The sequence below is a fragment of the Kitasatospora saccharophila genome, from assembly GCF_039529925.1.
In the GTDB taxonomy this organism is placed as follows: domain Bacteria; phylum Actinomycetota; class Actinomycetes; order Streptomycetales; family Streptomycetaceae; genus Kitasatospora; species Kitasatospora saccharophila.
Genome location: NZ_BAAANS010000021.1, coordinates 101,696 through 128,384, shown reverse-complemented (window position 1 = coordinate 128,384; position 26,689 = coordinate 101,696). Strand labels below are relative to the sequence as shown.

The following is a 26,689-nucleotide window of genomic DNA, read 5'->3' as shown; positions in this document are numbered from 1 at the left end:
CAATGTCCGCTCAATCGGGTGGCGCCCCCCCGGAGCGATTGCCCGCCGACCGCGGAGAGCCCACTCCGGCACCAGCCTTGGGCCCTCCGTCCTTCTTGCTTCCCCCGTTGCCGTGCGCCGACGGAGCGGGGGCCTCGAACGCCTCCAACGCCGACAACACGTCCTGCACCCGAGAGATCTCGGTGTTGATGTCCTTGCGCCTGCGGACCAGTTCGTCCAACTCCCGCTGGCCCTCGTCGGTCACGCGCTTGGCCTCCGAGCGGGCCTCGGCGAGCAGCCGCTCCGCCTCCTCGGCGGCCAGCCGCAGCTGCTCCTCGGCGTCCGAACCGGCCCGCCGCACCCGCTTCTCGGCCTCCTCGTCGGCCCGCTTGAGCCGCGACGCGGCCTCGTCGGCCGCCGCCTCCAGCTGCTCCTCCGACTCCATCTCGGCGGCCTTGAGCTTCGCCTCCGCCTTGATGATCAGCGCCTCGGCGCGGGTGGTGGAGTCCGCGAGCTTGTTCTCGGCCTCCTTGAGCAGCGTCTCGGCCTTGCGCACCGCCGAGATCCGCACCCGGCCCGCCTCCGCGGACGCCTCCGACGTCAGCTCGGACGCCCGCGACTCGGCCGCCGCGATCAGCTCCGCCGCCCGCTCCTCGGCCTCCGCGACCTGCGCCTGCGCCTGCTCCTCGGCCTCGGTCAGCTGCTCCTGGGCCGCCGTCACCAGCGCGTCCACCCGCTCGCCGGCGGACTTCATCGCCTGGGCGTTCTCCTTGCGGGCCCGCTCGTGCAGCGCCTCGATCTCGGCGTCGGTGCGCTCGCGCAGCTCCTCGGCCCGCTCGCGGATCGCCGTGGAGTCCCGCCGGGCCTCCGACAGCAGCGCGTCCGCGTCCGAACGGGCCTTCTCCACCTCGGCGGTGCCCTGCGCCTCGGCCTCGGCGCGCAGCCGGTCCGCCTCCTGGCGGGCCGCCGACACCATCGCGTCGGACTGCTCCTCGGCGGCCGCGGCCACCGCCAGCGCCTCCGCCTGGGCCTGCTCGCCGAGCTGCTCGGCGTCCGCGAACGCCTTCTCCAGCACCGACTTCGCCTGCTCGCGGGTCGCCCGGTCGTACGCCTCGGCGGCCTCCCGGGTCTCCCGGTCGAAGGACTCGGCCCGGCCGCGGATGTCCGCGTCGAAGTCCTCCGCCAGCGTCCGGGTCGCCAGCGCGTACTCCTCGGCGTCCGAGCGCAGCGCGTTCGCCCGCTCCTCGGCCTCGGTCAGCGCCGCCGACGCCAGCTCGTCCGCCTCGGCCAGCGTCCGCTGCGCGGCGGCCTCCGCCTCGGCGCGCTGCTGCTGCACGAACTCGGCCACGGCGGCCCGCAGTTCGGCGGTCTCGCGGTCGGCGCTCTCGCGCAGCTCGCGGTCGTACGCCTCGGCCTGCTCGCGCAGTTCGGCGCGCTCGCGCTCGGCGGCGGCCCGCAGCTCGGCGATCTGGCCGGTGGCCTTCTCGTGCAGGCCCGCCACCGACTGGCGGACCTCGGCGGCCTCCTGCTCGGCCGCCGCGACCAGCTCGGCGGCCCGCGCCTCACCGTTCGCCCGCAGCTGCTCGGCGGCGTGCTCGGCCCGCTCGCGCAGCTCGGCGGTCTCCCGGTCGGCGGTGGCCCGCAGTTCGCGGTCGTACGCCTCGGCGGCCTCGCGCAGTTCGGCGGTCTCCCGGTCGGCGCTCTCGCGCAGCTCGCGGTCGTACGCCTCGGCCTGCTCGCGCAGTTCGGCGCTCTCGCGCGCCGCGGTCTCGCGCAGTTCGGCGGTCTCCCGGTCGGCGGTGGCCCGCAGTTCGCGGTCGTACGCCTCGGCGGCCTCCCGCTGCTCGGCGCTCTCGCGCGCCGCGGTCTCGCGCAGTTCGGCGGTTTCCCGCTCGGCCGCGGCCCGCAGCTCGGCGCTCTCCCGCTCGGCGGTCTCGCGCAGCTCGGTGGTCTCGCGCTCCGCGGTGGCCCGCAGTTCGCGGTCGTACGCCTCGGCCTGCTCGCGCAGCCGGGTCGCCTCGGCCCGGTCCGCGGCGGCCTCCACGCCCAGCGCCCCGGCGTCCGCACGGGCGGTGGCGAGGACCTGCTCGGCCTCGGCGCGGGCCTGCGCGGCGTCCGCCCCGGCACTCTCGCGCAGCCGGGCGGCGTCGGCGGCCGCGGCCTCGCGGACCTGCTCGGCCTCGCCGTCGGCGGCCTCCCGGATGGCGGCGGCCTCGGCCAGCTTCTCGGCGGTCAGCGCCTGCTCGCGCTCCAGGGCGGCCCGGGCGGCCTCGCGGGCGGCGGCGGCCTCCTCGCGCAGCGCCTCGGCGGCGGCCTCGGCCCAGTGGGCGACGGCGCGGGCGGCGGCCTCGGCGTCGGCGCGGACGACCCGCCCGGCCTCCTCGGCCTCGGCCCGGTGCCGCTCGGCCCACTGGGCGGTGTCGGCACGCAGCGCCTCGGCGGCGGCCTCGGCCTCGGCGCGGGCGGCGGCGGCCGCGGCGGCGGCCTCCTCGCGCAGCTCGGCGCCGTGCCGTTCGGCGGCGGCCCGGGCCTCCTCGGCGGCGGCCTCGGCCGCGGCCAGCGTCTCGGTGCGGGCCCGCTCGGCGGCGGCGGTGATCTTCTCGCCCTCGGCGCGGGCCCGGGCGAGGGTCTGCTCGGCCCGGCCCTGGACGGCGGCGGCCTGCTCGCGGGCCTCGGTGCGCAGCCGCTCGACCTCCTCGCCGGCGCCGGAGCGCAGCGCGTCCGCGTCGGACTTGGCGGTGGTCAGCAGCTCCTCGGCCTGCTTCGCGGACTCCTCGACCTGCACGGCGGCCTGCCGGCGGGCCTCGGCCCGGACCCGCTCGGCCTCCGCCTCGGCGGCGGCGCGCTGCTCCTCGGCCTGCTCGCGGGCCAGCGCGGCCTCGGCCTGCATCCGCTCCAGCTGCTCGCGGATCGAGGCGGCGTCCTCCATGGCGGCGTTCTGCGCCTGCTCGACGGCCTCGCGGGCCTGCTCCAGCAGGGTGCCGGCCTCGGACTTGGCGTGCTCGACCAACCGCTCGGCCTCGGCGGCGGCCTCGCCGCGGGTGGCCTCGGCGTCGGTGCCCGCCCGGGCGAGCACCTCCTCGGCCTGCTTGGCGGCGCGGGCCAGCCGCAGCGCCGCGTCCTTGGCGCCCTCGGCCCGGCCGGCGTCCTCCGCGTCGGTGCGGATCCGCGCGGCCTCGGCGGCGGCGGCCTCGCGCAGCGCGGCGGCCTCCGCCTCGGCGGCGGCCCGGCGCTCGGCGATCTCCGCCTCGGCCTCGGCGCGCAGCTCGGTGGCGACCGACTCGGCGGCGCCGCGCAGGCGCTCGCTCTCCTCGCGGGCGGCAGCCCGGGCGGCGTCCGCCTCGGCCTGCACGGTGGCGGCGGCGGAGCGGATCAGGTCGGCCTCGCGGGTGGCGGCGGCCACCATCTTGGCGATCTCGGCGCGGGCGGTGGCGGAGCGCTGCTCGCTGGCGGCGGCGCCGTCGGCGACCTTGCGCTCGGCCTCGCTGGTGGCCTCGGCCTGCAGGCGCTCGGCGGCGGCGGTGGCCTCCTCGCGCATCCGGGCGGCCTCGGCGCGGGCCCGCTCGGTCTCGGCCAGGGCCTCGGCGCGCAGCCGCTCTATCTCGGCCTGGGCGCCGGCCAGAGCGGCCTCGGCGCGCTCCTGGTCGGCGAGGGCCTGCTGCTTGAGGGTGGTGATCTGGGCCTCGGCGGCGGCGAGCTTCTGCTCGGCGGCGGCGTGCGCCTCGGCCAGCTGCTGCTGGGCGGCGCCGAGGGCGGCGGCGCGGTGCTCCTCGGCCTGGGCGCCGGTCTGCTGGGCCTGCTCGGAGGCGGCGCGCAGCAGGCGCTCGGCGTCGGTCTGGGCGCGCAGCAGGGCGGCCTCGGCCTGGGCCTGGGCCTCGCCGCGGGCGGCGTCCACGTCGGCGGCGGTCTGGGCGCGGGCCTGGTCGGCGAGGGCGGCGGCCTCGGCGCGGACGGCGGCCATCATCCGCTCGGCCTCGGCCCGGGCCTCCTGCAGCAGGCGCTGGGCCTCCTGCTCGGTGCCGGCGCGGGTCTGCTCCGCCCAGTTGACGTTCTCGTTGACGTGGCGTTCGGCGGCGGCCCGGAACTCGGCGAGCTCCTCCTCCAGCCGGCGGCGCCGGGCGTTGAACTCGGCCTCCAGCTGGGAGGTGCGCTCGGCGGCCTCGGCCATCATCCGCTGGGTGGCGGCCTGGGACTCGCGCACGGCGCGCTCGGCGTCCGCGCGCAGCGCCTCGGCCTGCATCTCGGCGTTGCGCAGGACCTGCTCGGCCTGGCCGGAGACGGAGTCGAAGGCGCGCGGCTGAGCGAGCTGCCGGCGGGCCTCGTGCAGCTTGGCCCGGAGCACCTCCACCTGGTAGGCGAGGTCGTCGGCGTGCTCGATGGTCTTGTCCCGCTCCTTGCGGGCCTTCTCCAGCTCGGCCTCGAACTTGGAGAGGTGATCCTCAGCCTCGTAGCGGTCGTAGCCCCGCACTCCGCGGTCCATCCATCTCCTGGTCGCGTCCTCGACCGGGCCGCTCCGCCCAGTGCTCCACGGGCGGACCGGTTGGTCCTTGCAATCGCTCCACCGTCCGGGTGGACTCCTGAGCGAAATGTTGCCTCTGGAGAATGGTGACAGATCCGAACGGCGACCGTCCGGCCGTGCCCGCGTCGTGGACTCCCCTGTGGCGCGCGGAACGGTGGTACCGGCGCACCTGGGCATTGTAGTGGGAGCCGCTCCCGGGGGAATGGGGGTGAGGTGCTTTTCGGAAGTTACCGACCGGTTCGTTACCGGTCGGTCCGCTTCCGTGCAGGCTCCGTACCCGAATCGGTCAGTGTTCGGACGGATTCGCGCTGGTGACCAGTTCGGTCAGCACGCCGCCGCAGTCCTTGGGGTGCAGGAAGGTGATCCGGGAGCCCATCGAACCGCGCCGCGGCTCGTCGTACAGCACCCGCACGCCCTTGCCCGCGATCGCGGCGGCGTCCCCGTCCACGTCGGCGGTGCCGAAGGCGACGTGGTGCACGCCCTCGCCGTTCTTGGCCAGCCACTTGGCCACCGTCGAGTCCTCCCGGGTCGGCTCCAGCAGCTGCAGGTAGGAGGCGCCGCCGTCCCCGGTGTCGTTGATCTTCAGCATGGCCTCGCGGACGCCCTGCTCCTCGTTGACCTCGGTGTGGAACACCTCGAAGCCGTACGTCGCGCGGTAGAACTCGACGGTCCGGTCCAGGTCGAAGCAGGCGATGCCGATGTGGTCGATGCGGGTCAGCACGGGTGTCCTCCGGAAGGGGCGGGACGGCGAGGGATGGCACCCAGTGCAGCGCATCCCGGCGGCCGGGCGCCAGCAGCCCGTCCTGCGAGTCTGCTCACACGTTTCCGGCCCCGTTCCGGCACGGTGTTCACTGGGGAGTGCCAGTAGCGCTGATCACACCGTTGCGGCGGTGACGCAGAGGTGACCGGTCAGTACATTGACGGCATCTCCATACCCTCTGGTCCGACGCGCGAAGGGGCTCGTCCATGACTACTTCTGTGATCGTCGCAGGTGCCCGTACCCCGATGGGGCGGCTGCTCGGCTCGCTCAAGGGATTCTCCGGCGCCGAGCTCGGCGGCTTCGCGATCGAGGCGGCGCTGCAGCGGGCCGGCATCACCGGCGACCAGGTCCAGTACGTGATCATGGGCCAGGTGCTGCAGGCCGGCGCGGGCCAGATCCCGGCCCGGCAGGCGGCGGTCAAGGCCGGCATCCCGCTGAACGTCCCGGCGCTGACCGTCAACAAGGTCTGCCTCTCCGGGCTGGACGCGATCGCGCTGGCCGACCAGCTGATCCGGGCCGGCGAGTTCGACATCGTGGTGGCCGGCGGCCAGGAGTCCATGACCAACGCCCCGCACCTGCTGCCCAAGTCCCGAGAGGGCTTCAAGTACGGCGCGATCGGGATGCTCGACTCGATGGCCCACGACGGCCTGACCGACGCCTACGAGAACATCCCGATGGGCGAGTCCACCGAGAAGCACAACACCCGGCTCGGCATCACCCGCGAGGTGCAGGACGCCATCGCCGCCGCCTCCCACCAGCGCGCCGCCAAGGCCCAGGCCGACGGCGTGTTCGAGGCCGAGATCGTGCCCGTCGCCATCCCGCAGCGCAAGGGCGACCCGGTGCTGTTCGGCCAGGACGAGGGCATCCGCGCCGACACCACCGTCGAGGGCCTGGCCAAGCTGCGCCCCGCCTTCAGCAAGGACGGCACCATCACCGCCGGCACCTCCTCGCAGATCTCCGACGGCGCCGCCGCCGTCGTGGTGATGAGCAGGGCCAAGGCCGAGGAGCTGGGCCTGAGCTGGATCGCCGAGATCGGCGCGCACGGCAACGTCGCGGGCCCGGACAACTCGCTGCAGTCGCAGCCGTCCAACGCGATCAAGCACGCCCTCGCCAAGGAGGGCCTACAGGTCGGCGACCTCGACCTGATCGAGATCAACGAGGCGTTCGCCGCCGTCGCGCACCAGTCGATGAAGGACCTCGGCGTGGACGACTCGATCGTCAACGTCAACGGCGGCGCGATCGCGCTCGGCCACCCGATCGGCATGTCCGGCGCCCGCGTCGTGCTGCACCTGGCGCTGGAGCTGCAGCGCCGCGGCGGCGGGGTCGGCGCGGCCGCGCTGTGCGGCGGCGGCGGCCAGGGCGACGCGCTGATCGTCAAGGTCCCCGCGCAGGGCTGACCGAACGTCCGAGGACCCCGCAGCGCCGTCGCGTACGGTGCCGCGGGGCGTCCGTCTTTTCCGCTGGCTGCGAGGAGCGATTTCGATGGCCAATGTGGCGACGCTGGTCGAACAGGCCCGGCAGGGCCGTCCCCGGGCGGTGGCCCGGCTGATCACGCTGGTGGAGAACGCCGCGCCCGAACTGCGCGAGGTGATGGCGGCGCTCGCCCCGCACAGCGGGCGGGCCTACACGGTGGGCCTGACCGGCTCGCCCGGGGTGGGCAAGTCCACCTCCACCTCGGCGCTGGTCAGCGCCTACCGGCGGCTCGGCAAGCGGGTCGGGGTGCTCGCCGTCGACCCGTCCTCGCCGTTCTCCGGCGGCGCGCTGCTCGGCGACCGGGTGCGGATGCAGGAGCACGCCACCGACCCGGAGGTGTTCATCCGCTCGATGGCCACCCGCGGCCACCTCGGCGGCCTGGCCTGGGCCGCCCCGCAGGCGCTGCGGGTGCTGGACGGGGCCGGCTGCGACGTGATCCTGGTGGAGACCGTCGGCGTCGGGCAGTCCGAGGTGGAGGTCGCCGCGCAGGCCGACACCGCGGTGGTGCTGCTGGCCCCCGGCATGGGCGACGGCATCCAGGCCGCCAAGGCGGGCATCCTGGAGATCGGCGACGTGTTCGTGGTCAACAAGGCCGACCGGGACGGCGCGGACGCCACCGCCCGCGAGCTCAACCACATGCTCGGCCTGGGGGAGTCCCGGCAGGCCGGCGACTGGCGGCCGCCGATCGTCAAGACCGTGGCGGCCCGCGGCGAGGGCGTGGACGAACTCGTCGAGGCGCTGGAGAAGCACCGCGGCTGGCTGGCCGAGACCGGCGAGCTGGACGCCCGCCGCCGCCGCCGGGCCGCCCAGGAGGTCGAGGCGATCACGCTGGCCGCGCTGCGCGCCCGGATCGGCGACCTGCGCGGCGACCGGCACCTGGACGCGCTGGCCGGGCGGGTCGCGGCGGGCGAGCTCGACCCGTACGCGGCGGCGGACCGGCTGGTGGCCGAACTGACCTCCTGAGGCCCTCCGACAGCCCCGGCGAGGCCCTCCGACAGCCCCGGCGAGGCCCTCCGTCAGCCCCGGCCGCGGAGCCCGCGCAGGTGCTCGGCGATCGGGGCCAGGGCGGCGTACAGCGCGTCCAACTGCTCGTCGGTGAGCCGGTCGATGAAGTGCTCGCGGACGCTGCGGACGTGGTCCGGGGCGACCTTCCGCAGGGTCTCCCAGCCGTGCTCGGTGAGGTGCGCGTACAGGCCGCGGCGGTCTCCCGGGCACTCCTGGCGCAGCACCAGGCCGGCCGCCTCCATCCTGGTGATCTGGTGCGAGAGCCGGCTCTTGGACTGCAGGGTGGCGGTGGCCAGGTCGGTCATCCGCATCCGGCGCTCGGGGGACTCGGAGAGCACGACCAGGATCTCGTAGTCGTTGATGGCGAGGTTGTGGGCGTGCAGCTCCCGGCTCAGCTGGTGGTCGAGGAGCTTGCCGACCTCCAGGTGGGCGCGCCAGAAGCGCTGCTCGCGGGCGTCCAGCCACGGGGTGCCCGCCTCCGCCTCCCGGGCGGGGGGGACCTCGGGCGCTTCGGTCACGGAGTTGTCCATGGGACCGAGTATAGCCGAGGTTGTTCAATATTGTACGAATTCACAACCGGCGTTCCGGATCCGCTTCCGGTCCGCCGCAACTGCTCCGTCCCCGCACAACCGCCTTCCCGGGCGGGGCAGTTGAACCGCGCACGTTCAATCCGTGGGCCGGAGTCAAACGGTGACACAGAGTTGGGCATAATCGCGCCCATGACGACGCGGAGCGCGCACTTCCATTCGATAGCCGACGGTATATACGCGTGGCAGCCGCAGCAACGCGGTTGGGGACTGGCCAACTGCGGCCTGGTCACCGCCGGGGGCGCCGCCCTGTGGATCGACACCCCCTACGACCGCACGCTGGCCGGCGAGTTCCTGCAGCGCACCCGTGCCGTCCTGCCCCCCGGCACCGAGGTCGAGCGGATCGTCGTCACCCACGCCAACGGCGACCACATGTGGGGCGCCGGCGTCCTCCCCGACGCCGAGGTGATCACCACCCGCGAGGCGCTGCACCACATCGCCTACGAGCCCACCCCCGAACAGCAGCACGCCCTGCTGCAGACCTTCGACAAGGACGGCGACACCGGCGCCTACCTGCAGGAGCACTTCGGCTGCTTCAACTGGGCCGACACCCCGCCGGTCGTCCCCGACACCGTCTTCACCGGCGAACTCGAACTGCGCGTCGGCGACATCCCGGTGCAGATCAGCAGCCTCCCGCCGGCCCACACCAGCGGCGACCTGATCGTCCACCTGCCCACCCGCTCCACCGTCTTCACCGGCGACGTCGTCTTCGGCACCACCGCCGAACGGCCCGGCGACCACCCCGTGCACTGGGCCGGCCCGCTCGGCAACGTCATCGACGCCGTCGAGCGGCTGCTCGACACCGGCGCCGAGACCGTCGTCCCCGGCCACGGCCCGCTGCTCACCCGCGCCGACCTGCGCTCCCACGCCGGCTACCTGCGCTACGTCCGCGACCGCGCGCACGCCCTGCACGCCGCCGGCGTCCCGGCCGCCGAGGCCGCCCGGACCGTCATCGGCGAGGCCCGCTACCCCGAACTCGGCCTCCCCGAGCGGCTGCTGGTCACCATCGGCACCGAGTACCGGCACCTCGACGGCACCGAGCCGCCCGCCATGCTGGAGGTCGTCGGCCGGATGGCCCACCTGGCCCGGCAGCGCACCGCCTGAGCCCGCACCACCGACGGCTCACGCCCCCGCACCCGTCCCCGCAGCGACGACTCCCCCCGAGGACCCCATGGTCGAGATCGTGCTCGCCCTGCTGGCCGGCGCCGCCCTGACCGCAGGACCCCTCCTGTGGTCCGTCCGGCGCGCGGTCCGCACCGCCCGCGCCGCCAACCGGCGCGCCGCCGAGACCGACAACCGCGCCCAGGGCGCCGAGGTCCGCGCCCGGGCCGCCGAGAACCGCGCCCGCACGGGCGAGGAGCGCGCCCGGGCCGCCGAGGCCCGCGCCCACGCGGCCGAGGCCCGGCACACCCTCGCCGAGGCCCGGCTCACCGCCGCCGCGCGCGAGTTCACCCACCTCGCGCACGAACGGCTGCCCGCCGCCGCCACCGCGCTCACCCACCCCCGCACCCCCGTCCCCGGACCGCTCGACACCGCCGGCGGCAACGAGGAACTGCACCGCGCCCTGGACGCCGTGCTCACCGCCGCCGTCCGCGCCGCGCTCGCCGAACGCGAACGCACCGACGCCGCCGCCCGGGCCGCCCTGCGCGGCGCCGCCTCCAAGATCCAGGCCCTGCTGATCCAGGTCCGCTCGCTGCTGGAGGAGGTGCAGCTCTCCGTCGACGACCCCCGGCTGCTCGCCCTCGACTTCCGCAACGAACTCACCCTGCGCCGGGTGCAGTCCCTCGCCGTGCTCTCCGGCGCCTGGCCCGGCATGACCCGGGAGGACTCCCCGCTCGCCGAACTCTGCGTCGGCGCCCAGTCCCGGGTGGCCGGCTACGCCCGCATCGAGATCACCAACCACCTGCGCGAACCCCGGCTCGCGGTGGCCGCCCGGGCCGCCGAACCCGTCGCCATCGCGCTCGCCGAGATCCTCGGCAACGCCACCGCCTACTCCCACCCCGAGACCCGGGTCGTGGTCGCCATCGAACAGGGCAGCTCCGGCGCCCTGGTGGTGGTCGACGACATGGGCGTCGGCATGGAGCCCGACCAGCTCGAACGGGCCGGCGACCTGCTCGACGGCCAGGCCGAGGTGCTGCTCACCGAACTCGGCGACCCGCCGCAGGCCGGCTTCGCGGTGATCGGCCTGCTCTGCCGGCAGTTCGGCTTCGGCTGCCGGGTCGAACCCTCCCCGTACGGGGGCGTCCGGGCCATCCTGCGGCTGCCCGCCGAGCTGCTCACCCTGACCGACCCGGCCAACCCGCTCTCCGCCCTCGCCCCGCGCCCGATCACCCAGAGCGCACCGGTGTTCGACGCCGGCGACGCCCTCCCCACCCGCAAGCGCCGCACCCCCCGCGTCCCGCAGCAGGACGCCCCGTCCCCCCTCCCCGCCCCGGCGAGCACCGCCCCGGCGGCCACCGCCCCGGCGGGCACCACCCCCGACCGGGCCCGCAGCGCGTGGGCGGCACTCCAGTCCGGCACCGCCGCCGGACGCAGTGCCGTCGACCGCCCCGCGCGCCCCCAGGGGCCCGCCGCACCCGAAGGAGTAGAAACCCCGTGACCGCCCCGCTCCGCCGCCACACCGAGGACCTCTCCTGGGTCCTCACCCCGCTGCTCGACCTCCCCGGCGTGCAGAACGCCGTCATCGCCACCGGCGACGGACTGGTCACCGGCCACTCCGCCGACCTCGGCCGGGACGGCGCCGACCGGGTCGCCGCGATGACCGCCTCGCTGCACGCCGCCGCCCGCGCCTTCACCACCGCCTTCACCGGCGCCGAGAAGGTCGCGCTCAACCAGACCGTGGTCGAGTCCGAGCACGGCTACGCCGTGGTCACCCCGGCCGGCGAGAACTCCTCGCTGGCCGTCTTCGCCCTCCCCGGCGCCGACCTGGGCACCATCGCCTACCAGATGCAGGTCCAGGTGGCCGCGCTCGCCCGGGCCCTGGCCAGCCCCGCCCGGGAAGCGAGCCACACATGACGACGCCGCGCCGCCGGCTGGTGCCCGCCTACCTCGCCACCCACGGCCGCACCGCCGCCGCCGGCACCCACGGCCTGGACCGGCTCAGCGTGCTGCACGCCGCCGCCGACCTCCCGGCCGGACTCGGCGGCGAACACCGCCAGTTATGGGAGCTGGTCCGCCCCGGCGCGCTGACCCTCGCCGAGGCCGCCGCCCACCTCCGGCTGCCGGTCAGCGCCACCGTCTTCGTCGCCGCCGACCTGGCCGAGCGCGGCGCGCTCTCGGTCCGCGCGCCGATCCCCTCCGCCCAGCCGGTCAACCGGGACCTCGCCGAAAGGCTCCTCAGTGGACTTCGCGCCCTCAAGTAGCAGTGCCGTCCTGGCCGGCGACGCCCCGTCAGGAGCCCCGGCCTACCTGCCCCCCACCGACCCGGTCCTGATGAAACTCATGGTCAGCGGGCCGTTCGGGGTCGGCAAGACCACCTTCGTGCGCACCCTGTCGGAGATCCCGACCCTGCACACCGAGGAGACCATGACCGCGGCGAGCGTCCCGGTCGACGACGTCAGCCGCACCCCCGGCAAGACCGCCACCACCGTCGCCGTCGACTTCGGCCGGATCACCCTCGCCGACGGCGACTTCGTCCTCTACCTGTTCGGCACGCCCGGCCAGCGCCGCTTCCTCCCGCTCTGGGAGGACCTCGCCCGCGGCGCCCTCGGCGCGCTCGTCCTGGTCGACACCCGCCGGCTCGCCGACGCCTTCGACGCCATGGACCTGATCGAGGAGGCCGGACTGCCCTACGCCGTCGCCGTCAACCGCTTCCCCGACACCCCGCCGATCGCCCTCGACGCCGTCCGCGCCGCCCTCGACCTCGACCCGGCCACCCCGCTGGTCGAGTGCGACGCCCGCGAACGCGCGGGCTGCGTCGACGCCCTGATCGCCCTCACCGAACACGTCCTGGACCGGCTGCCCCCGGAGAGCGCCCCGTGACCGTCCGCACCGCCCTCTACGGGCCGCAGTTCGCCGCCGACCCGCACGCCCACTACGCCCGGCTGCGCGACCGCGGACCGCTCGCCCCGGTCGAACTCGCCCCCGGCGTCGACGCCTGGCTGGTCACCGACTACCACGTCGCCCTGGAAGTCCTCCGCGACACCGACACCTGGACCCGCGACCCGCGCCGCTGGCAGGCCACCCAGCCCGCCGACTCCCCGCTGCTGCCGCTGTTCGGCTGGCGCCCCACCGCGCTGTTCTCCGACGGCCCCGCGCACGCCCGCTACCGCCAGGTCATCACCGACAGCGTCGGCATCCTCGAACCCCACCTGCTGCAGCGCGACACCACCGCCGTCGCCGAACAGCTCATCGCCGAGTTCGCCGGCGCCGGGAAGGCCGACCTGCTCGCCCAGTACGCCTACCGGCTGCCGCTGCTCATCCTCACCTCCTGGTACGGCGTCCCCGAACCGGACATCGACCGGATCAGCACCGCGATGAACCGCGCCTTCGAGACCTCCTCCGGCGCCGCCGCCGCGTACGCCGGCCTGGTCGCCGTCATCACCGAACAGGTCGCCGAACGCCGCACCGCCCCCCGGCACGACCTGATCTCCGCGTTCCTCGGCCACCCCGCGCGGCTCGCCGACGACGAGGTCGTCCGGCACATCACCCTCACCCTGATGGCCGGCCACGAACCCACCGCCAACCTGATCGCCGGCTCGCTGCTGCGGATGCTCTCCGACGACCGCTACGCCGGCTCGCTGCACAGCGGCGCGATGACCGCCCACGACGCGGTCAACGAGGTGCTCTGGAACGACCCTCCGCTGTCCAACTTCTCCCCGCACTACCCCCGGCACGAGATCGTCTTCCACGGCACCGCGCTCACCCCCGAGCAGCCCGTCCTGGTCTCCTACGCCTCCGCCAACGCCCAGGCCGCGCTCACCCCCGCCGAGAGCGAGTCCCTCGGCGGCTCCTACGCCCACCTCGCCTGGGGGGCCGGCCCGCACCGCTGCCCGGCCCGCCAGCCCGCCGTCCTGATGGCCGTCACCGCCATCGAGTACCTGATCAGCCGCCTCACCGACCTCCGCCTGGCCGTCCCCACCGCGGACGTCCTGTGGCGCCCGGGCCCGATCCACCGCGCCCTGACCGCCCTCCCGGTCGAATTCACGCCCCTGTAGGAATGAGCGAAGCCAGGGGCGCGGGGAACTGCGCGCAGCGGAGTCGCACGTCAGCAAGATCGCGAGATAGTGCAAGTCACTGTCCCGCATCGCGATCCCGCGGTGCGTGCTCGCTCGGCCGCGCAGTTCCCCGCGCCCCTGGTTCGGCCGCTCCCTACAGCCCGAAGCGGCGTCCGAGGTCGCCCAGGTTGCCCAGCCCCGTCATGCCGCCGCCGTGCTGCTGCTGGTGCGGGACGCCCGCGCCCGGGACGCCGGCCTCGGCCGCGACGACGCCGACGGAGCGTTCGGCCAGCAGCTTCTCGGAGGACTGCATCAGCACCTGGCCGGCCCCGATGAACTCGAACTGGTGCTCCTCGCCGCTCGCGCCGCCGATCCCGGTCAGGTGCCGGAGGCCGCCGAGGACGCCGTGCAGGTAGCCGTGGTCGTAGTGGTGGCAGGGCGCGGGGCAGTCCGCCCAGCCGACCAGGGCCTGCGGGTCGACCCGGATCGGCGGTTCGACGAAGTGCACCGGCCCGTTGGAGGCGGCGACGAACTTGCCGGTGCCGATCAGGGTCAGGAAGCCCGGGATGATCGACTGCTTGAGCCGCAGCGAGGGTTCGAAGGCCAGCAGGTTCCCCGAGCGCACCGTCAGGTTGCCGTCCTGAAGGTCGTACGAGTTGAGGTCGTACGCCCGGTCGGCCAGCAGCAGCTTGCCGCGCCCCTCGGCGACCACCCAGTCGGAGGCGTGCAGCGGGGAGTTGAAGTTCTGCTCCAGCACCCGGTCGAGCACGCCGCGGCCGATCCCGGAGAAGCGCATCTCGCCGTAGTAGGCGATCATCTTGCCCTTCTGCAGGTAGTACGCGCCGTTCAGGTCGACCGAGAAGCAGTACGGGTTGACGTTGTCGTCGGCCGGCAGGGTGGCGACGTCCCAGATCCGCGGGCCGTCGCCGCCGGGCGGCTGGAACACCGGTGCGCCGAACTGCCCGGCGGGGGGCGCCTGGTAGGGCGGCGGCGGGACGTGCATCCCGGCCTGGGTGGCCTGGTGGGACTGCTCGTACTGCTGCTGGGAGTACCCGGGCGGGGGACCCTGCGGCGGGTACGGCGGGGGCTGCTGGCCGTACGGCTGCTGGCCGTAGGGGTTCTGCGGGGGGTAGGACATCAGAGCTTCACCTCGCTGGCCTGGACGTACACCGTGCCCTGCCCGGACAGTTCGAGCTGGAACGCCTCGCCGGAGCCGCGGCCGACCATGTCGCGCCAGCCGAGGGCGGTGGAGAGCTTGTTGGTGACCTCGCCCCGGTGGGCGACGTACGCCTGCGGGTCGACGTGGACGGGCTGGCCGGGGAAGATCGGCAGTTCGATCACGCCGCCGTGGGCCATCACGGCGACCGCGCCCTTGCCGGTGAGCTTGGTGGTGAACAGGCCCTGGCCGGTGACCTGGCCGCGGACCACGCCCATCAGGCCGCCCTGCTGGCCCATGAACATGGTGGACTGCTGGAGGCTGCCCTCGAAGGCGAGCAGCCGGTCGGCCTCCACGTAGAGGGTGTCGCCGACCAGGTCGACCACGTGCACGTGGTGGCCGCCGTGGCCGAACATCACGGTGCCGTGGCCCTCGACGGTCATCAGCGGGGTGTCCTCGTTGGCGACCCGGCGGCCGATCATCGACATCACGCCGCCCTGGCCGCCCATCAGGTTGGGCTGGAAGCTGACCTCGCCGGTGTAGCCGAGCATCGCGCCGCGCTGGGAGAGGATCCGCTGCCCGGGCACCACCTGGGCGGAGACCATCTTCCCGTTGATCCGGGTGAACCCCATCAGACCTCGCCCCCCAGCGTGACGCGCTCGGAGGGCTGGACGTAGACCAGGCCCTCGCCGGTGAACTCGACCTGCATGGCCTCGCCGCCGCCCTCGCCGATCAGCGTGGACCAGCCCGCGCCGGACTTGAGCGCCCGGTGCAGGTTGCCGGTGTGCGCGATGTACGCGCCGGGGTCGACCCGCAGCGGCAGCCCCTGGGCGACCCGGAGGATCACCGCCGGGCCGTTGGAGGTGACCGCCGCCCAGCCCTGGCCCTCGACCTTGGTGGTGAACAGGCCGTTGCCGCTCGCCATCCCGTTCAGGCCGGTGAAGGAGGTGCCGGTGCGCAGCGACGCCTCGGTGCAGAGCAGGTTGTCGGATTCGACGAACAGCGTCTCGCCGTTCAGTCGGACGAGGTTGATCTCGGTGGCCTGGTCGGCGAAGTAGCAGGTGCCCTGCCCCTTCACCTCCATGACCTCCATGCGCTCGCCGGTGAGCCGGCGGGTGACCATGCCGCGCAGGCCGTCGCCGCCGCCGGTGAGCTTCTTGAAGCCCATCTGTCCGGTGTAGGCGACCATCGAGCCGTTGCGTGCCTTGACGGTGTCCCCGGCGAGATCGACGGCGAGGACTCTGGACCCCTGGAGTCGGAACTGTGCCACGTCCGGAATGTAGCGGCCCCCTCCGCCGGTGGGGAGGGGGCCGGGGCGGGCTGGTACCGGTTCGGTACGAAACCCGTACATCGGACATACCGTCAGTCGGGCATAACGGGACATCCCGCCCGATCGTGGACGGAGTGATCGTGGACGGAGCGTCAGGCCGGCTGCGGCAGCGCCCCCGCCGAGGCCTCCACCTCAAGGAACGAGGCCGAGTGCCGCTCGGCCTCGAACGCGGCGCGGCCGCCGCGCAGGCCGAACAGCCGCTTGGAGAGCATGATCCAGAGCACCGCGGCGACGTTCAGCAGCAGCGTGCAGATCTTCAGCGCGCTGACGTGCTCGGTGAGCTCGTAGCCCTCCAGCGGCAGGAAGGCGGCGGTGGCGACCACGGTCAGGTACTCGGCCCAGCGGTGGCCCCACCACAGGCCGAACGCCTCGACGATCTCGATCAGCGCGTACAGCAGCAGCGCGACCGCCACGTAGACCAGGGTGGAGTGCTTGTAGTCGAAGGTCTTGCGGACGGTGTCGACGATCGGCGAGTGCTCCAGGTCGAAGTGGAAGTGGTCGGTGACCGGCTTGAAGACGGTCAGGTTCTCGTCGAAGATCCGGCGCACCGCGTCCTTGCTGTTGGAGAACTTCCACACGCCCCAGGCGACGATCACGATCAGCAGGCCGCGCAGCAGCCGCTCGACGGCCAGGAAGCGCAGGATGAACAGGTCGCGCAGGGCCTTGCCGCGGGGCACCAGCGGCGCGTCCTGGGCCGGGCCGGAGCCGTGCGGCTCGCCGAGCGCGAAGTCCCCGCAGCGCAGGCAGCGCCAGACGGTGCCGACCGCGGTGGCGGCGTGCAGGCGGCCGCGCAGGTCGGGTTCGTCGGGCGCGTAGGTGATGTGGCCGCGCTTGGCGCAGGTGTGGCGGTCCCAGTCCCGCTTCAGCATGTGGTGTCCCCCCGTGGGTCCGCGCGGTCCGACGCTCGGAGCGCGCAGCACAGCAGGATAGGGGGTCCCCGGTCGGCGCCGGTGTCGGGTCGGTGATAATGGTCCCGGCTTGTGCATCCCTTCACAAGCGAAGCCGTCCGCCGTGCCCCGTGAGGAATCCCGTGAAGAGCGTCGCCGCCGTCCACCGTCTGCGCCTGGTCTCCGGCCCCGAGGGGCTGTCCTTCATCCTGCTGCTGATCTGCTCGGTGCTGAAGCGCACCACCAGCTTCAACGGCGTGCCGGTGATGGGCACGGTGCACGGCGTGCTGTTCGTCCTCTACCTGGTGTTCCTGGTGCAGGCGTACCAGGCCCGCCGCTGGGAGCCGAAGCGCGGCCTGGTGCTGTTCGTGCTGTCGGTGCTGCCGACCGGCGGCTTCTTCGCCGAGCGGATGCTCGCCAAGGAGGAGCGCGGCGAGCTGGACGCCCCGGTGCCGGCGGCCGCCGCCTGACCCGTCCGGAACGTGGTGCGCGGCGGCCGGGCCTCTTCGTGGGAGGCCCGGCCGCCGCGGGCTTTCTCGGCTACCCGGTGGGCGTCAGCTGACGTTCACCCCGGTCCACGCCGCCGCGACCGCGTTGTACTCGGTCGAGCCGGAGCCGTACAGGTCCTTCGCCGCGTTCAGGGTCGCCGTGCGGGCGGCCTTGTAGTTGGTGGTGGAGGTCATGTAGACGGTCAGCGCCCGGTACCAGACCTGGGCGGCCTTGGCCCGGCCGATGCCGGTCACGGCCGCGCCGTTGTAGGTGGGCGAGTTGTAGCTGACGCCGTTGACCGTCTTGGCGCCGCTGCCCTCGGCCAGCAGGTAGAAGAAGTGGTTGGCGACGCCCGAGGAGTAGTGGACGTCCTTGTTGCCGACCGTGGAGGACCAGTAGTCGGCGGACGCGCCGTCCTTGGACGGCTTGTCCATGTAGCGCAGCGGCGTGCCGTTGCCGTTGATGTCGATCAGCTCGCCGATCAGGTAGTCCGGGTTGTCCTTCGGCAGGTTGGCGTAGAACTCGACCAGGGTGCCGAAGATGTCGCTGGTGGCCTCGTTCAGGCCGCCGGACTCGCCCGAGTAGTTCAGGCCCGCGGTGTTGGAGGTCACACCGTGGCTCATCTCGTGGCCGGAGACGTCGAGCTCGGTCAGCGGGTGGGTGTTGGAGGCGCCGTCGCCGTAGGTCATGCAGAAGCAGCTGTCGTCCCAGAACGCGTTGACGTAGTTGCTGCCGTAGTGCACCCGGCTGTACGCGCCGACGCCGTCGCCGCGGATGCCGCTGCGGCCGAAGGTGTTCTTGTAGAAGTCCCAGGTGACGGCCGCGCCGTACTGGGCGTCGACGGCCGCCGACTCGCCGTTGGAGGCGGCGCCGCTGCCCCAGGAGTTGGTGGTCTTGGAGTAGAGGGTGCCCTTGCCGGAGGTCTTGTTGGCCAGCGTGGTGGTGTACTGGCCGCCGCGGGTGGCGTCCTTCAACTGGTAGGCGGTGCCGGTGTAGTTGGTGGTCAGCGAGACGCTGCCGACGAACACGCCGTTGCCGGTGCCGGTCGCGTTGGAGGTCTGCACCTGCTCGTGGACGGAGAGCACCGCGCCGCTGTCCGCGTCGGTGACCAGCAGCTGCCGGCTGGGGGTGCCGTCCGCCCGGACGCCCTCCACGGTGGTCCGGTAGGCCAGCCGCGGGGCGCCGTCGGCGGCCCAGATCACCAGCTGGGCGTTGCCGCCGGCGCCGGAGACCGAGGCGAGGGCGGCCTCGTCGGCGTCCTTCGCGACGCCGACGGTGGCCTGCACCGCGCCGGTCGCCTTCGCGGCGGCCTGGCCGGCCGTCAGCTTCGGGCTCAGCGAGGCGGGGGCCAGGCTGCCGGACACGGCCTTGTCGGTGGACTTCACCTTGCCGTTGGCGGCCTGGTGCACGACCAGGTCGCCGCCGAGCACCGGCAGCCCGCCGTAGGTGCGCTCGTACCGGAAGTGGCGGGTGCCGTCGGCGTCGACGACGGCGTCCTTGACGACCAGCTTCTCCTGGGCGCCCAGGCCCAGCGCCTTGGCGGCGGCGGGTGCCTGGGTGGCGGCCAGGGCCAGCTGGTCGGCCCGGCCGAGGGAGGCCGGGCCGGGGGCGGCGTACGCCGTTCCGGCGCTCACCTGGATCGCGCCGGCCAGCAGGGCCGAGGCAGAGAGGACGGCGCCGACTGCGAGCTTTCGCTTCACGTACGGGTTCCTTCCGGATCAACCGCGTGTGCGCGGTCGCACCTCGCTCCGGGGCACCGGGGTCAGTGCCTGCTGGGGCGGAACGGGTGCTGACGTGCAGCTCCGTGCGGTCAGGCGACAGCGGCCGGCGGGGTGGTCCGGCGGTGTCGAACGGGGCTGGCCAGAAGCATGACGAGGCGGCGGCGGCCGGGAACAGCGGTTCGGCAACTATTGGCAAACTCTCGCCAGCGGCCCCGTCGGGGGCGGTCCGGGAAATCGGAGGTTTCGCCGCGAACCATGCCGCGCGGTCTGCGGGTAGGCCCAACTCCGGTGAAATCACTGAATATTGCCGGAATATGCACGGTAAAGGGCCGGTTGTCGGGCCTGCTCGTCTGTTTGGCGTGATCCCGCCAAGGGGGGCGGGTTGTTCACCATCGTGGACACCTGCTACCCCCGCCCGTGCCCGCGGGTACGGTGGTGGCGTGCCCAAGCCCCTCGCCCTCGACTTCGACCCGATCGCCCGCGCCGACGAACTCTGGACCCAGCGCTGGGGCAAGGTGCCGTCGATGGCGGCGATCACCTCGGTGATGCGCGCCCACCAGATCCTGCTCGCCCGGGTCGACGCGGTGGTCAAGCCCCACGGCCTCACCTTCGCCCGCTACGAGGCCCTGGTGCTGCTCACCTTCAGCCGCTCCGGCGAACTCCCGCTCTCCAAGATCGGCGAGCGCCTGATGGTCCACCCCACCAGCGTCACCAACACCGTCGACCGCCTGGAACGGGCCGGCCTGGTCACCCGCCGCCCCAACCCGCTCGACGGCCGCGGCGTGCTGGCCGCCATCACCGACCGCGGCCGCCAGGCCGTCGAACGGGCCACCCGCGACCTGGTCGCCGTCGAGTTCGGCCTGGACGGCTACGACGCCGACGCCTGCGCCGAGGTCTTCGACCTGCTGCGCCCGCTGCGGATCGCGGCCGGCGACTTCGAGGCCCCCGCCGAGGAGGGGCCCGGCCCGGACGGCGCGTAGGGGCGGTTACCCTCGTCCGTATGAAGCAGAGTGTGCTGACCCGCTACCGCGCCATGGCCTACCTCACCGGTGTGCTCCTGATCCTGCTCACCCTCGGGGTGATCGCCAAGTACGTCTTCGACGTCTCGGGCGCGTCGGGCTTCACCAGCGCGGTCGGCATCGCGCACGGCTGGCTGTACGTGGTCTACCTGGCGTTCGCCTTCGACCTGGGCACCAAGGCCAAGTGGCCGATGGGCAAGCTCGCCTGGACCCTGCTGGCCGGCACCATCCCCACCGCCGTGTTCTTCGTCGAGCGCCGGGTCAGCCGCGAGGTCGCGCCGCTGATCACCGCGCCGGAGCCGGTCGCCGCCTGACCGCGCCCGCGCCCGCACCAGCGCTCTGCCGGGGCGCCCCCCGCACGTCCGGGGGGCGCCCTTCGCGCGTCCGGGGCCGGCCCCGCGCGTTCAGGGGCCGGCCGCCGCGCGTTCGGAGGGCGGACCGTCGACAGGTACTAGGACGTCCGAGTAAATTGGTAGGACATCCAAGTAGTTCTGCCGCGCCCACGAGGGGCGGCCGCACGGAGCGGGAGTCGGAGCCGATGGACGCCGAGCAGATCGAGGCCGGGCGGCAGCGCTGGCAGCAGCGGTACGACGGGGCGCGCAAGCGCGAGGCGGACTTCACCACCCTCAGCGGTGACACCGTCGAACCCGTCTACGGGCCCCCGCCCGGCCAGGACGTCGAGGGCTTCGAGCGGATCGGCTGGCCCGGCGAGTACCCCTACACCCGCGGCCTGCACCCCACCGGCTACCGCGGCCGGGCCTGGACCATCCGCCAGTTCGCCGGCTTCGGCAACGCCGAGCAGACCAACGAGCGCTACCGGATGATCCTGGAGGCGGGCGGCGGCGGCCTCTCGGTCGCCTTCGACATGCCGACCCTGATGGGCTACGACTCCGACGACGACCGCTCGCTCGGCGAGGTCGGCCACTGCGGCGTCGCGATCGACTCCGCCGCCGACATGGAGGTGCTGTTCCGCGGCATCCCGCTCGGCGAGGTCACCACCTCGATGACGATCAGCGGCCCGGCCGTCCCGGTCTTCTGCATGTACCTGGTGGCCGCCGAGCGCCAGGGCGTCGACCCGGCCGTCCTGAACGGCACCCTGCAGACCGACATCTTCAAGGAGTACATCGCGCAGAAGGAGTGGCTCTTCGCCCCCGAGCCGCACCTGCGCCTGATCGGCGACCTGATGGAGCACTGCGCCGCCGGCATCCCCGCCTACAAGCCGCTCTCGGTCTCCGGCTACCACATCCGGGAGGCCGGGGCCACGGCCGCCCAGGAGCTCGCCTACACCCTCGCCGACGGCCTGGCCTACGTCGAACTCGGCCTCTCCCGCGGCCTGGACGTGGACGTGTTCGCCCCCGGCCTGTCCTTCTTCTTCGACGCCCACCTCGACTTCTTCGAGGAGATCGCCAAGTTCCGCGCCGCCCGCCGGATCTGGGCCCGCTGGATGCGCGACCACTTCGGCGCGAAGACCGAGAAGGCGCAGTGGCTGCGCTTCCACACCCAGACCGCGGGCGTCTCGCTGACCGCCCAGCAGCCGTACAACAACGTGGTCCGCACCGCCGTCGAGGCGCTCTCCGCCGTCCTCGGCGGCACCAACTCGCTGCACACCAACGCCCTGGACGAGACCCTCGCCCTCCCCAGCGAGCAGGCCGCCGAGATCGCCCTGCGCACCCAGCAGGTGATCATGGAGGAGACCGGCGTCACCAACGTCGCCGACCCGCTCGGCGGCTCCTGGTACGTCGAGGCGCTCACCGACCGGATCGAGGCCCAGGTCGAGGAGATCTTCCGGCGGATCCTGGACAAGGGCAGCGCCGAGCACCCGATCGGCCCGATGACCGCCGGCATCCTGCGCGGCATCGAGGAGGGCTGGTTCACCGGCGAGATCGCCGAGGCCGCGTTCCGCTACCAGCAGGGCGTCGAGAAGGGCGACAAGCGGGTGGTCGGCGTCAACTGCCACCCCCGCAGCGTCACCCCCGAACTGGAGATCCTCCGGGTCAGCCACGAGGTCGAGCGCGAGCAGGTCCGCGCCCTGCGCGCGCGCAAGTCGCACCGCGACGAGGCCGCCGTCCGGGCCGGCCTCGACGCCATGCTCACCGCCGCCCGCGAGGGCACCAACATGATCGAGCCGATGCTGCGCGCCGTCCGGGCCGAGGCCACCCTCGGCGAGATCTGCCACGCCCTGCGCGAGGAGTGGGGCACCTACCGGGAGAACGCCGCCTTCTGACCCCGGCCCCCCGGTCGAGAACGGTTCGAGTCCGGCGGACAGGCGCTCCTCCGTACACCGATACTCGAAGCGCGAGGACCGGAACGGGACGGGACGAAGGGACACGGACGAATGGGTGGGGGAGCGCTGCTCGCCGAGCGGTTCGAGACGCACCGGCCGAGGCTGCGGGCGGTGGCCTACCGGATGCTCGGGTCGTTCGGCGCGGCCGAGGACGCGGTGCAGGAGACCTGGCTGCGGCTGGACCGGCACGCCGAGGAGGTGGACAACCTCGGCGGCTGGCTCACCACCGTCGCCTCCCGGGTGTGCCTGAACGAGCTGCGCAGCCGGGAGCGGCGGCGCGAGGAGGAGCTGGACACCGCGGTGCCGGACCCGGTGCTGACCGCGCCGGAGCGGGACGACCCGGAGGCGGCGGCGCTGCTCGGCGACCGGGTGGGGCTGGCGCTGCAGGTGGTGCTGGGCACGCTGGGCCCGTCCGAGCGGCTGGCGTTCGTGCTGCACGACCTGTTCGCGGTGCCGCTGGAGGACATCGCGCCGCTGCTGGACAAGTCCCCGGCGGCGGTGCGGCAGTCGGTCAGCCGGGCCCGCAAGCGGGTCAAGGAGCGGGCGCCCGAGCCGGACCGCGACCCGGCGGCGCAGCGGGCCGTGGTGGAGGCGTTCCTGGCGGCCTCCCGGGAGGGCGACTTCGAGGGCCTGGTGGCGGTGCTCGCCCCGGACGCGGTGCTGCGGGCGGACGGCGGGACGGCCATGGCGGCGCTCAGCAAGGTGATCCGCGGCGGCACGGTGATCGCGTCGTCGGCGCAGGGCTTCCGGCACCTGGCGCCGTTCGCGCGCCTGGTGCTGGTCAACGGCACCTACGGCACGCTGACGGTGGTCGACGGCAAGCCGGTCTCGGTGATGTCGTTCACCGTGGTGGACGGCCGGGTCGCGCGGATCGACGTGCTGACCGACCCGGACCGGCTGGCCGTGCTGCCGCTGCCGAGCTGAGGACGGCTCAGCGCAGCAGCCCCGGGAAGGGGCCCAGCAGCAGCGTGGTGAAGCGGCGGATCCAGTCCGCGGTGACGGGTTCGCCGCTCACCAGCAGCCGGTGCTCGACGGTGCCGGCGATGACGTCGAAGATGATCCCGACCTCCTCGTCGGCGGCGGCCCGGTCGCGGTCGGGGTCCATCTCGCCGCGGGCCTGGGCGTTGGCCCGGCCGAACTCGACCAGCACCTTCTGCGGCTCGACGATCCGCTCCCGGATCCGCCGGCGCAGCTGCGGGTCGCGGGAGCCCTCGGCGAACAGGGCGAGCAGCGCGGCCTGGGTCTCGGGCAGGGTGAGCAGTTCGGCGAAGCGGGCGACCACCGCCTCGATGTCGGCCTGCAGGCTGCCGCGGTCGGCGCACTCCAGCTGGTCGAAGAGGCTGGCGATGGCGTCGACGACGAGCTCGCTCTTGGAGGGCCAGCGCCGGTACAGCGTGGTCTTGGCGACGCCGGCCCGCTGGGCGACGTCGCCCATGGTCAGGCCGCCCCAGCCGAGGTCGGCGAGCGCCTCGCGGGTGGCGTCCAGGATCGCCTGGTCGGCGGCGGCGCTGCGGGGCCGCCCCTTGCCGCGGCCGACCGGGCCGACCGGCCCGACCGGGGCGGCTGCGGCTGCGGTCGGCTCCGGGACGGTCGCGGCCGCGGTGGTGGTCGCGACCGGCGGGTCCGGGTGCTCGGCGGGCTGCCGGGGGGTGGGGGCCACCTCGCCTCCAGACTGTTTACTCGGAAGTAACTTCGAGGTCCCACGGTAGCGACCGGGCGGCCCGCCCGACAGCCGCCCGGTGCCGGAAAGTGGGGCAGCTCACGCTCCCGGAGGGGGCGGGGGGCTTGCGGGGGGAGCCCGGGAGGCAGATACGCTACGACCAGTAGCGAAAGAACGACGACCAATCGCGCCCCGTCCTCTGGGATCGGACGGGCGCCCGACACCGGTGGGGACCGGCGTCGAACGGTTCGAGGCAACGGGTGGGCCCCCGCCGGGGAGGCGGGCGGCTCGCTCCGGTTTTTCCGGGCGGATGGCGCCCGGCACCGGCTCCGGCGGGGGAGGATAGAGCCATGCAGTCACGGAATTCGCGTCTCAACAGCTCCGCCCTGCGCGGCGCGGTGGACCTCGCCGCGGTGAAGGCGGCCGGAGAGGCCGCCCAGAAGGCGGAGCAGACCCGGGCCGAACGGGCCCGGCAGGCGGCGGCGGGCGAGGTCCCGGCGTTCGCGGACTACCCCCTGGTGCTGGACGTCACCGAGGGGACCTTCGAGGCCGAGGTGGTCCAGCGCTCGGCCGAGGTCCCGGTGGTGGTGGACTTCTGGGCCGAGTGGTGCGGCCCGTGCAAGCAGCTCAGTCCGGTGCTGGAGCGCCTCGCCGAGGAGTACGCGGGCCGGATCGTGCTCGCCAAGATCGACGTGGACGCCAACCAGCTGATCGCCCAGCAGTTCGGGATCCAGGGGATCCCGGCCGTGATGGCGGTGGTGGCGGGCCAGCTGGTGCCGCTGTTCCAGGGCGCCGAGAGCGAGGCGAACGTCCGCAAGGTCCTGGACCAGCTGATCGCGGTGGCCGAGCAGCGCTTCGGCATCGTCGGCGGCCGGGGCGGCGTCGGCGGCGGCGAGGACGCGGCGGCCGAGCCGCGGGTGCCGGCCGACCCCGCGCTGGAGGCGGCGCACGACGCGCTGGACCGGGGCGACCTGGCCGGCGCGGTGCGGGCGTACCAGAACGTGCTGAGCGACCGGCCCGGGCACGTCGAGGCCAAGCTCGGCCTGGCCCAGGCCCAGCTGCTGCAGCGGGTGGAGCGGCTCGACCCGCAGCAGGTGCGCACCGAGGCGGCGGCCGACCCGAAGGACGTGCCGGCCCAGCTGAGGGCGGCCGACCTGGACCTGGTCGGCGGGCACGTGGAGGACGCCTTCGGCCGCCTGGTCGACACCGTCGCCCGGACGTTCGGGGACGACCGGGACGCGGCCCGGCTGCGGTTGCTGGAGCTGTTCGAGGTGATCGGTCCGGAGGACCCGCGCACCGTGGCGGCCCGGCAGGCCCTGGCCCGGGTGCTGTTCTGAGGCACCCGGTGACACCTCGGGTGACCTGCGGTGTCGGCGGCGATTTGACGACTTTCGAGTGCCTTCGGGCTGCGTTTACCAAATCTTGACATCACCCCTCCGCTATCACCGAATGTGATGGCGGAGGGGTGTTTCGTTGGTGTTTCCGCGGGTGAAAATCAGGCGAACATGCGATTTTGGTCACTCTCCGTCGCGTCGCCTTCGATTCCATGATCGCCCCTGGCCACTGTTGGATTACCCGTCAGTAACGGACCTCTTGTGCTCGGCCCTGGATTGGAGAACGATCGGCGACGCCCGGTCCCTCGGCGACGAGGGGTCCCCACCGGGTGAGGGCAGGGGGGTAACCGCAGATCCCACGCGGCGGTTCCTGGCCTCACGACGGCCGCGCGGCCCGCGCGGCCGCACGGTTGTCGCTCGGGGGTGATCGCCGCTGCCGTCCCCACGGCCGCGGGCGCTCTCCGCTACCGAGGACGTAGCTCTCTCCCATCCCGGGCCGGACCACGTGCGGGACGCACCGGACCGGCCGGAGATGTACGTCCTAGAAGGAGGACTCACATGTCCCAGACCTATGGCAAGACCCGCTGGAAGCGCTTCGCCCTGGTGATGGTGCCCAGCCTCGCGGCCACCGCCGCGATCGGCGTCTCGATGGCCAACTCCGTGTTGGCCGCCTCGTTCTCGATCTCCGGCCAGCAGTTCAAGGTCACCGTCGACGACCTGCGGGGCGACCGCTTCTCGCAGTTCGGCGCGGTCGACGCCGAGTCGAACGGGACCAAGCACCCGGTGGCCATCTCGGCCTTCGACACCGCCCACCTGAAGGGCCTGTGCCAGTCGGTGGTCACCGACCTCGGCCCGGTGCTCGGCAAGTGGACCCTGGTGCTCAAGGCCGGTGACAGCACCGAGGAGGCCAAGCAGGTCTACGCGGAGAACCTGCTGATCGACCTGAACCAGCTGGACGCGGACGCCGAGTTCACGAACATCAACATCGGCCAGGACGCCAACACGCTGACCGGCAGCGCCTTGGACGACCTGCGCAACAGCAAGCCGGGGCTGCCGAGCGGCGCCTACGGCTTCTCGCAGACCGCCGAGACGGCCCACCTGAGCAAGGTCCAGCAGACCGCGTGGGCGACCTCGGCGGGCACCTTCAAGCTCCCCGGCCTGCACCTGAGCCTCAACCACCAGGAAAACGGCAAGACCTACGAGTGCTACTGATCCGCGCCTGAGGGCCCGCCCGCCGGGCCCGCGCGCGGACCGGTGGTCCGAGGGGGCGGCCGCCGCCCCCTCGGACCGCACCCCGGCACGCCCGGGGCCCTCCGTTCACCCTTCCCTC

The 26,689-nt window shown here is 73.8% G+C and carries 24 protein-coding genes; 15 read left to right on the top strand and 9 right to left on the bottom strand.

All coding sequences use genetic code 11. The features are described from left to right. Positions 1-10 precede the first annotated feature (10 nt). Together ABD345_RS17320 and mce are read right to left on the bottom strand one after the other, a co-directional pair. The gene (locus ABD345_RS17320) at positions 11-4,459 is read right to left on the bottom strand and encodes a hypothetical protein (RefSeq protein ID WP_344553070.1); all 4,449 of its coding nucleotides are present in this window, start codon (positions 4,457-4,459) and stop codon (positions 11-13) included. Between the two features lie 325 nt (positions 4,460-4,784). Beyond that, a complete protein-coding gene (gene mce / locus ABD345_RS17315) occupies positions 4,785-5,219 on the bottom strand; it encodes a methylmalonyl-CoA epimerase (RefSeq protein ID WP_344553069.1) in 435 nt (144 codons plus the stop codon). 245 nt (positions 5,220-5,464) lie between these two features. On the opposite strand from mce, the gene ABD345_RS17310 reads away from it, so the two are divergent. Beyond that, a complete protein-coding gene (locus ABD345_RS17310; RefSeq protein ID WP_344553067.1) occupies positions 5,465-6,655 on the top strand; it encodes an acetyl-CoA C-acetyltransferase in 1,191 nt (396 codons plus the stop codon). A gap of 85 nt (positions 6,656-6,740) precedes the next feature. Then, positions 6,741-7,694: a methylmalonyl Co-A mutase-associated GTPase MeaB gene (gene meaB / locus ABD345_RS17305; protein ID WP_344553066.1), complete on the top strand. Its 954-nt coding sequence runs from the start codon at positions 6,741-6,743 to the stop codon at positions 7,692-7,694. Between the two features lie 53 nt (positions 7,695-7,747). Here meaB and ABD345_RS17300 read toward each other — a convergent pair whose 3' ends face one another. Further along, positions 7,748-8,266, bottom strand: coding sequence for a MarR family winged helix-turn-helix transcriptional regulator (locus tag ABD345_RS17300; RefSeq protein ID WP_344553065.1), 519 nt, complete (start codon positions 8,264-8,266; stop codon positions 7,748-7,750). A gap of 189 nt (positions 8,267-8,455) precedes the next feature. Here ABD345_RS17300 and ABD345_RS17295 point away from each other — a divergent pair, with 189 nt between their 5' ends. The 6 genes from ABD345_RS17295 (at position 8,456) to ABD345_RS17270 (ending at position 13,479) form a co-directional block, all read left to right on the top strand. After that, complete coding sequence (locus ABD345_RS17295) at positions 8,456-9,427, top strand: MBL fold metallo-hydrolase (RefSeq protein ID WP_344553064.1); 972 nt, start codon at positions 8,456-8,458, stop codon at positions 9,425-9,427. 67 nt (positions 9,428-9,494) lie between these two features. Further along, positions 9,495-10,922, top strand: coding sequence for an ATP-binding protein (locus ABD345_RS17290; RefSeq protein WP_344553063.1), 1,428 nt, complete (start codon positions 9,495-9,497; stop codon positions 10,920-10,922). Then, positions 10,919-11,338 (top strand): roadblock/LC7 domain-containing protein, encoded by a 420-nt coding sequence (locus ABD345_RS17285; RefSeq protein WP_344553062.1) that lies wholly within the window; start codon positions 10,919-10,921, stop codon positions 11,336-11,338. Before ABD345_RS17290 ends, ABD345_RS17285 begins: the two co-directional genes overlap by 4 nt. Continuing rightward, positions 11,335-11,685, top strand: a complete 351-nt coding sequence (locus ABD345_RS17280; protein WP_344553061.1) for a DUF742 domain-containing protein — start codon at positions 11,335-11,337, stop codon at positions 11,683-11,685. Before ABD345_RS17285 ends, ABD345_RS17280 begins: the two co-directional genes overlap by 4 nt. A 70-nt stretch (positions 11,686-11,755) precedes the next feature. After that, positions 11,756-12,304 (top strand): GTP-binding protein, encoded by a 549-nt coding sequence (locus tag ABD345_RS17275; protein WP_344553092.1) that lies wholly within the window; start codon positions 11,756-11,758, stop codon positions 12,302-12,304. Next, complete coding sequence (locus ABD345_RS17270; protein WP_344553060.1) at positions 12,301-13,479, top strand: cytochrome P450 family protein; 1,179 nt, start codon at positions 12,301-12,303, stop codon at positions 13,477-13,479. Before ABD345_RS17275 ends, ABD345_RS17270 begins: the two co-directional genes overlap by 4 nt. Before the next feature lie 154 nt (positions 13,480-13,633). Here ABD345_RS17270 and ABD345_RS17265 read toward each other — a convergent pair whose 3' ends face one another. From ABD345_RS17265 to ABD345_RS17250, 4 genes are all read right to left on the bottom strand, one after another. Next, positions 13,634-14,425: an AIM24 family protein gene (locus ABD345_RS17265; protein ID WP_344553090.1), complete on the bottom strand. Its 792-nt coding sequence runs from the start codon at positions 14,423-14,425 to the stop codon at positions 13,634-13,636. Positions 14,426-14,616: 191 nt separating this feature from the next. Then, positions 14,617-15,267: an AIM24 family protein gene (locus ABD345_RS17260; protein ID WP_344553059.1), complete on the bottom strand. Its 651-nt coding sequence runs from the start codon at positions 15,265-15,267 to the stop codon at positions 14,617-14,619. Then, complete coding sequence (locus tag ABD345_RS17255) at positions 15,267-15,905, bottom strand: AIM24 family protein (RefSeq protein ID WP_344553058.1); 639 nt, start codon at positions 15,903-15,905, stop codon at positions 15,267-15,269. The genes ABD345_RS17260 and ABD345_RS17255 overlap by 1 nt, the downstream gene beginning before the upstream one ends. Before the next feature lie 152 nt (positions 15,906-16,057). After that, positions 16,058-16,831, bottom strand: a complete 774-nt coding sequence (locus ABD345_RS17250) for a DUF2127 domain-containing protein (protein ID WP_344553089.1) — start codon at positions 16,829-16,831, stop codon at positions 16,058-16,060. Between the two features lie 164 nt (positions 16,832-16,995). Between ABD345_RS17250 and ABD345_RS17245 the strand changes: the two genes are divergently transcribed. Continuing rightward, positions 16,996-17,322 carry a DUF3817 domain-containing protein gene (locus tag ABD345_RS17245; RefSeq protein ID WP_344553057.1) on the top strand — a complete coding sequence of 109 codons (327 nt, stop codon included), beginning with the start codon at positions 16,996-16,998 and terminating at the stop codon, positions 17,320-17,322. Positions 17,323-17,406: 84 nt separating this feature from the next. On the opposite strand, the gene ABD345_RS17240 is transcribed toward ABD345_RS17245, so the two are convergent. Next, the gene (locus ABD345_RS17240; protein ID WP_344553056.1) at positions 17,407-19,041 is read right to left on the bottom strand and encodes a M4 family metallopeptidase; all 1,635 of its coding nucleotides are present in this window, start codon (positions 19,039-19,041) and stop codon (positions 17,407-17,409) included. Positions 19,042-19,502: 461 nt separating this feature from the next. Between ABD345_RS17240 and ABD345_RS17235 the strand changes: the two genes are divergently transcribed. The 4 genes from ABD345_RS17235 to ABD345_RS17220 all read left to right on the top strand — a co-directional run bounded on the left by ABD345_RS17235 (position 19,503) and on the right by ABD345_RS17220 (position 23,289). Next, on the top strand, positions 19,503-20,042 hold the full coding sequence (locus ABD345_RS17235; protein WP_344553055.1) for a MarR family winged helix-turn-helix transcriptional regulator: 540 nt from the start codon (positions 19,503-19,505) through the stop codon (positions 20,040-20,042). A 20-nt stretch (positions 20,043-20,062) separates the two neighbouring features. Beyond that, complete coding sequence (locus ABD345_RS17230; protein WP_344553054.1) at positions 20,063-20,395, top strand: DUF3817 domain-containing protein; 333 nt, start codon at positions 20,063-20,065, stop codon at positions 20,393-20,395. Positions 20,396-20,619: 224 nt separating this feature from the next. Further along, positions 20,620-22,305, top strand: coding sequence for a coenzyme B12-dependent isobutyryl-CoA mutase large subunit (gene icmA, locus ABD345_RS17225; RefSeq protein WP_344553053.1), 1,686 nt, complete (start codon positions 20,620-20,622; stop codon positions 22,303-22,305). A gap of 111 nt (positions 22,306-22,416) precedes the next feature. Next, on the top strand, positions 22,417-23,289 hold the full coding sequence (locus ABD345_RS17220; RefSeq protein WP_344553052.1) for a sigma-70 family RNA polymerase sigma factor: 873 nt from the start codon (positions 22,417-22,419) through the stop codon (positions 23,287-23,289). A gap of 7 nt (positions 23,290-23,296) precedes the next feature. Here the strand turns inward: ABD345_RS17220 and ABD345_RS17215 are convergent, their stop codons facing one another. Continuing rightward, entirely contained in the window at positions 23,297-24,025 is a 729-nt protein-coding gene (locus ABD345_RS17215; protein WP_344553050.1) for a TetR/AcrR family transcriptional regulator, read from the bottom strand. 350 nt (positions 24,026-24,375) lie between these two features. Here ABD345_RS17215 and ABD345_RS17210 point away from each other — a divergent pair, with 350 nt between their 5' ends. Next, positions 24,376-25,362: a tetratricopeptide repeat protein gene (locus tag ABD345_RS17210; protein ID WP_344553049.1), complete on the top strand. Its 987-nt coding sequence runs from the start codon at positions 24,376-24,378 to the stop codon at positions 25,360-25,362. A 555-nt stretch (positions 25,363-25,917) separates the two neighbouring features. After that, positions 25,918-26,571 carry a DUF6230 family protein gene (locus ABD345_RS17205; RefSeq protein ID WP_344553048.1) on the top strand — a complete coding sequence of 218 codons (654 nt, stop codon included), beginning with the start codon at positions 25,918-25,920 and terminating at the stop codon, positions 26,569-26,571. The last annotated feature ends 118 nt before the right edge of the window (positions 26,572-26,689 follow it).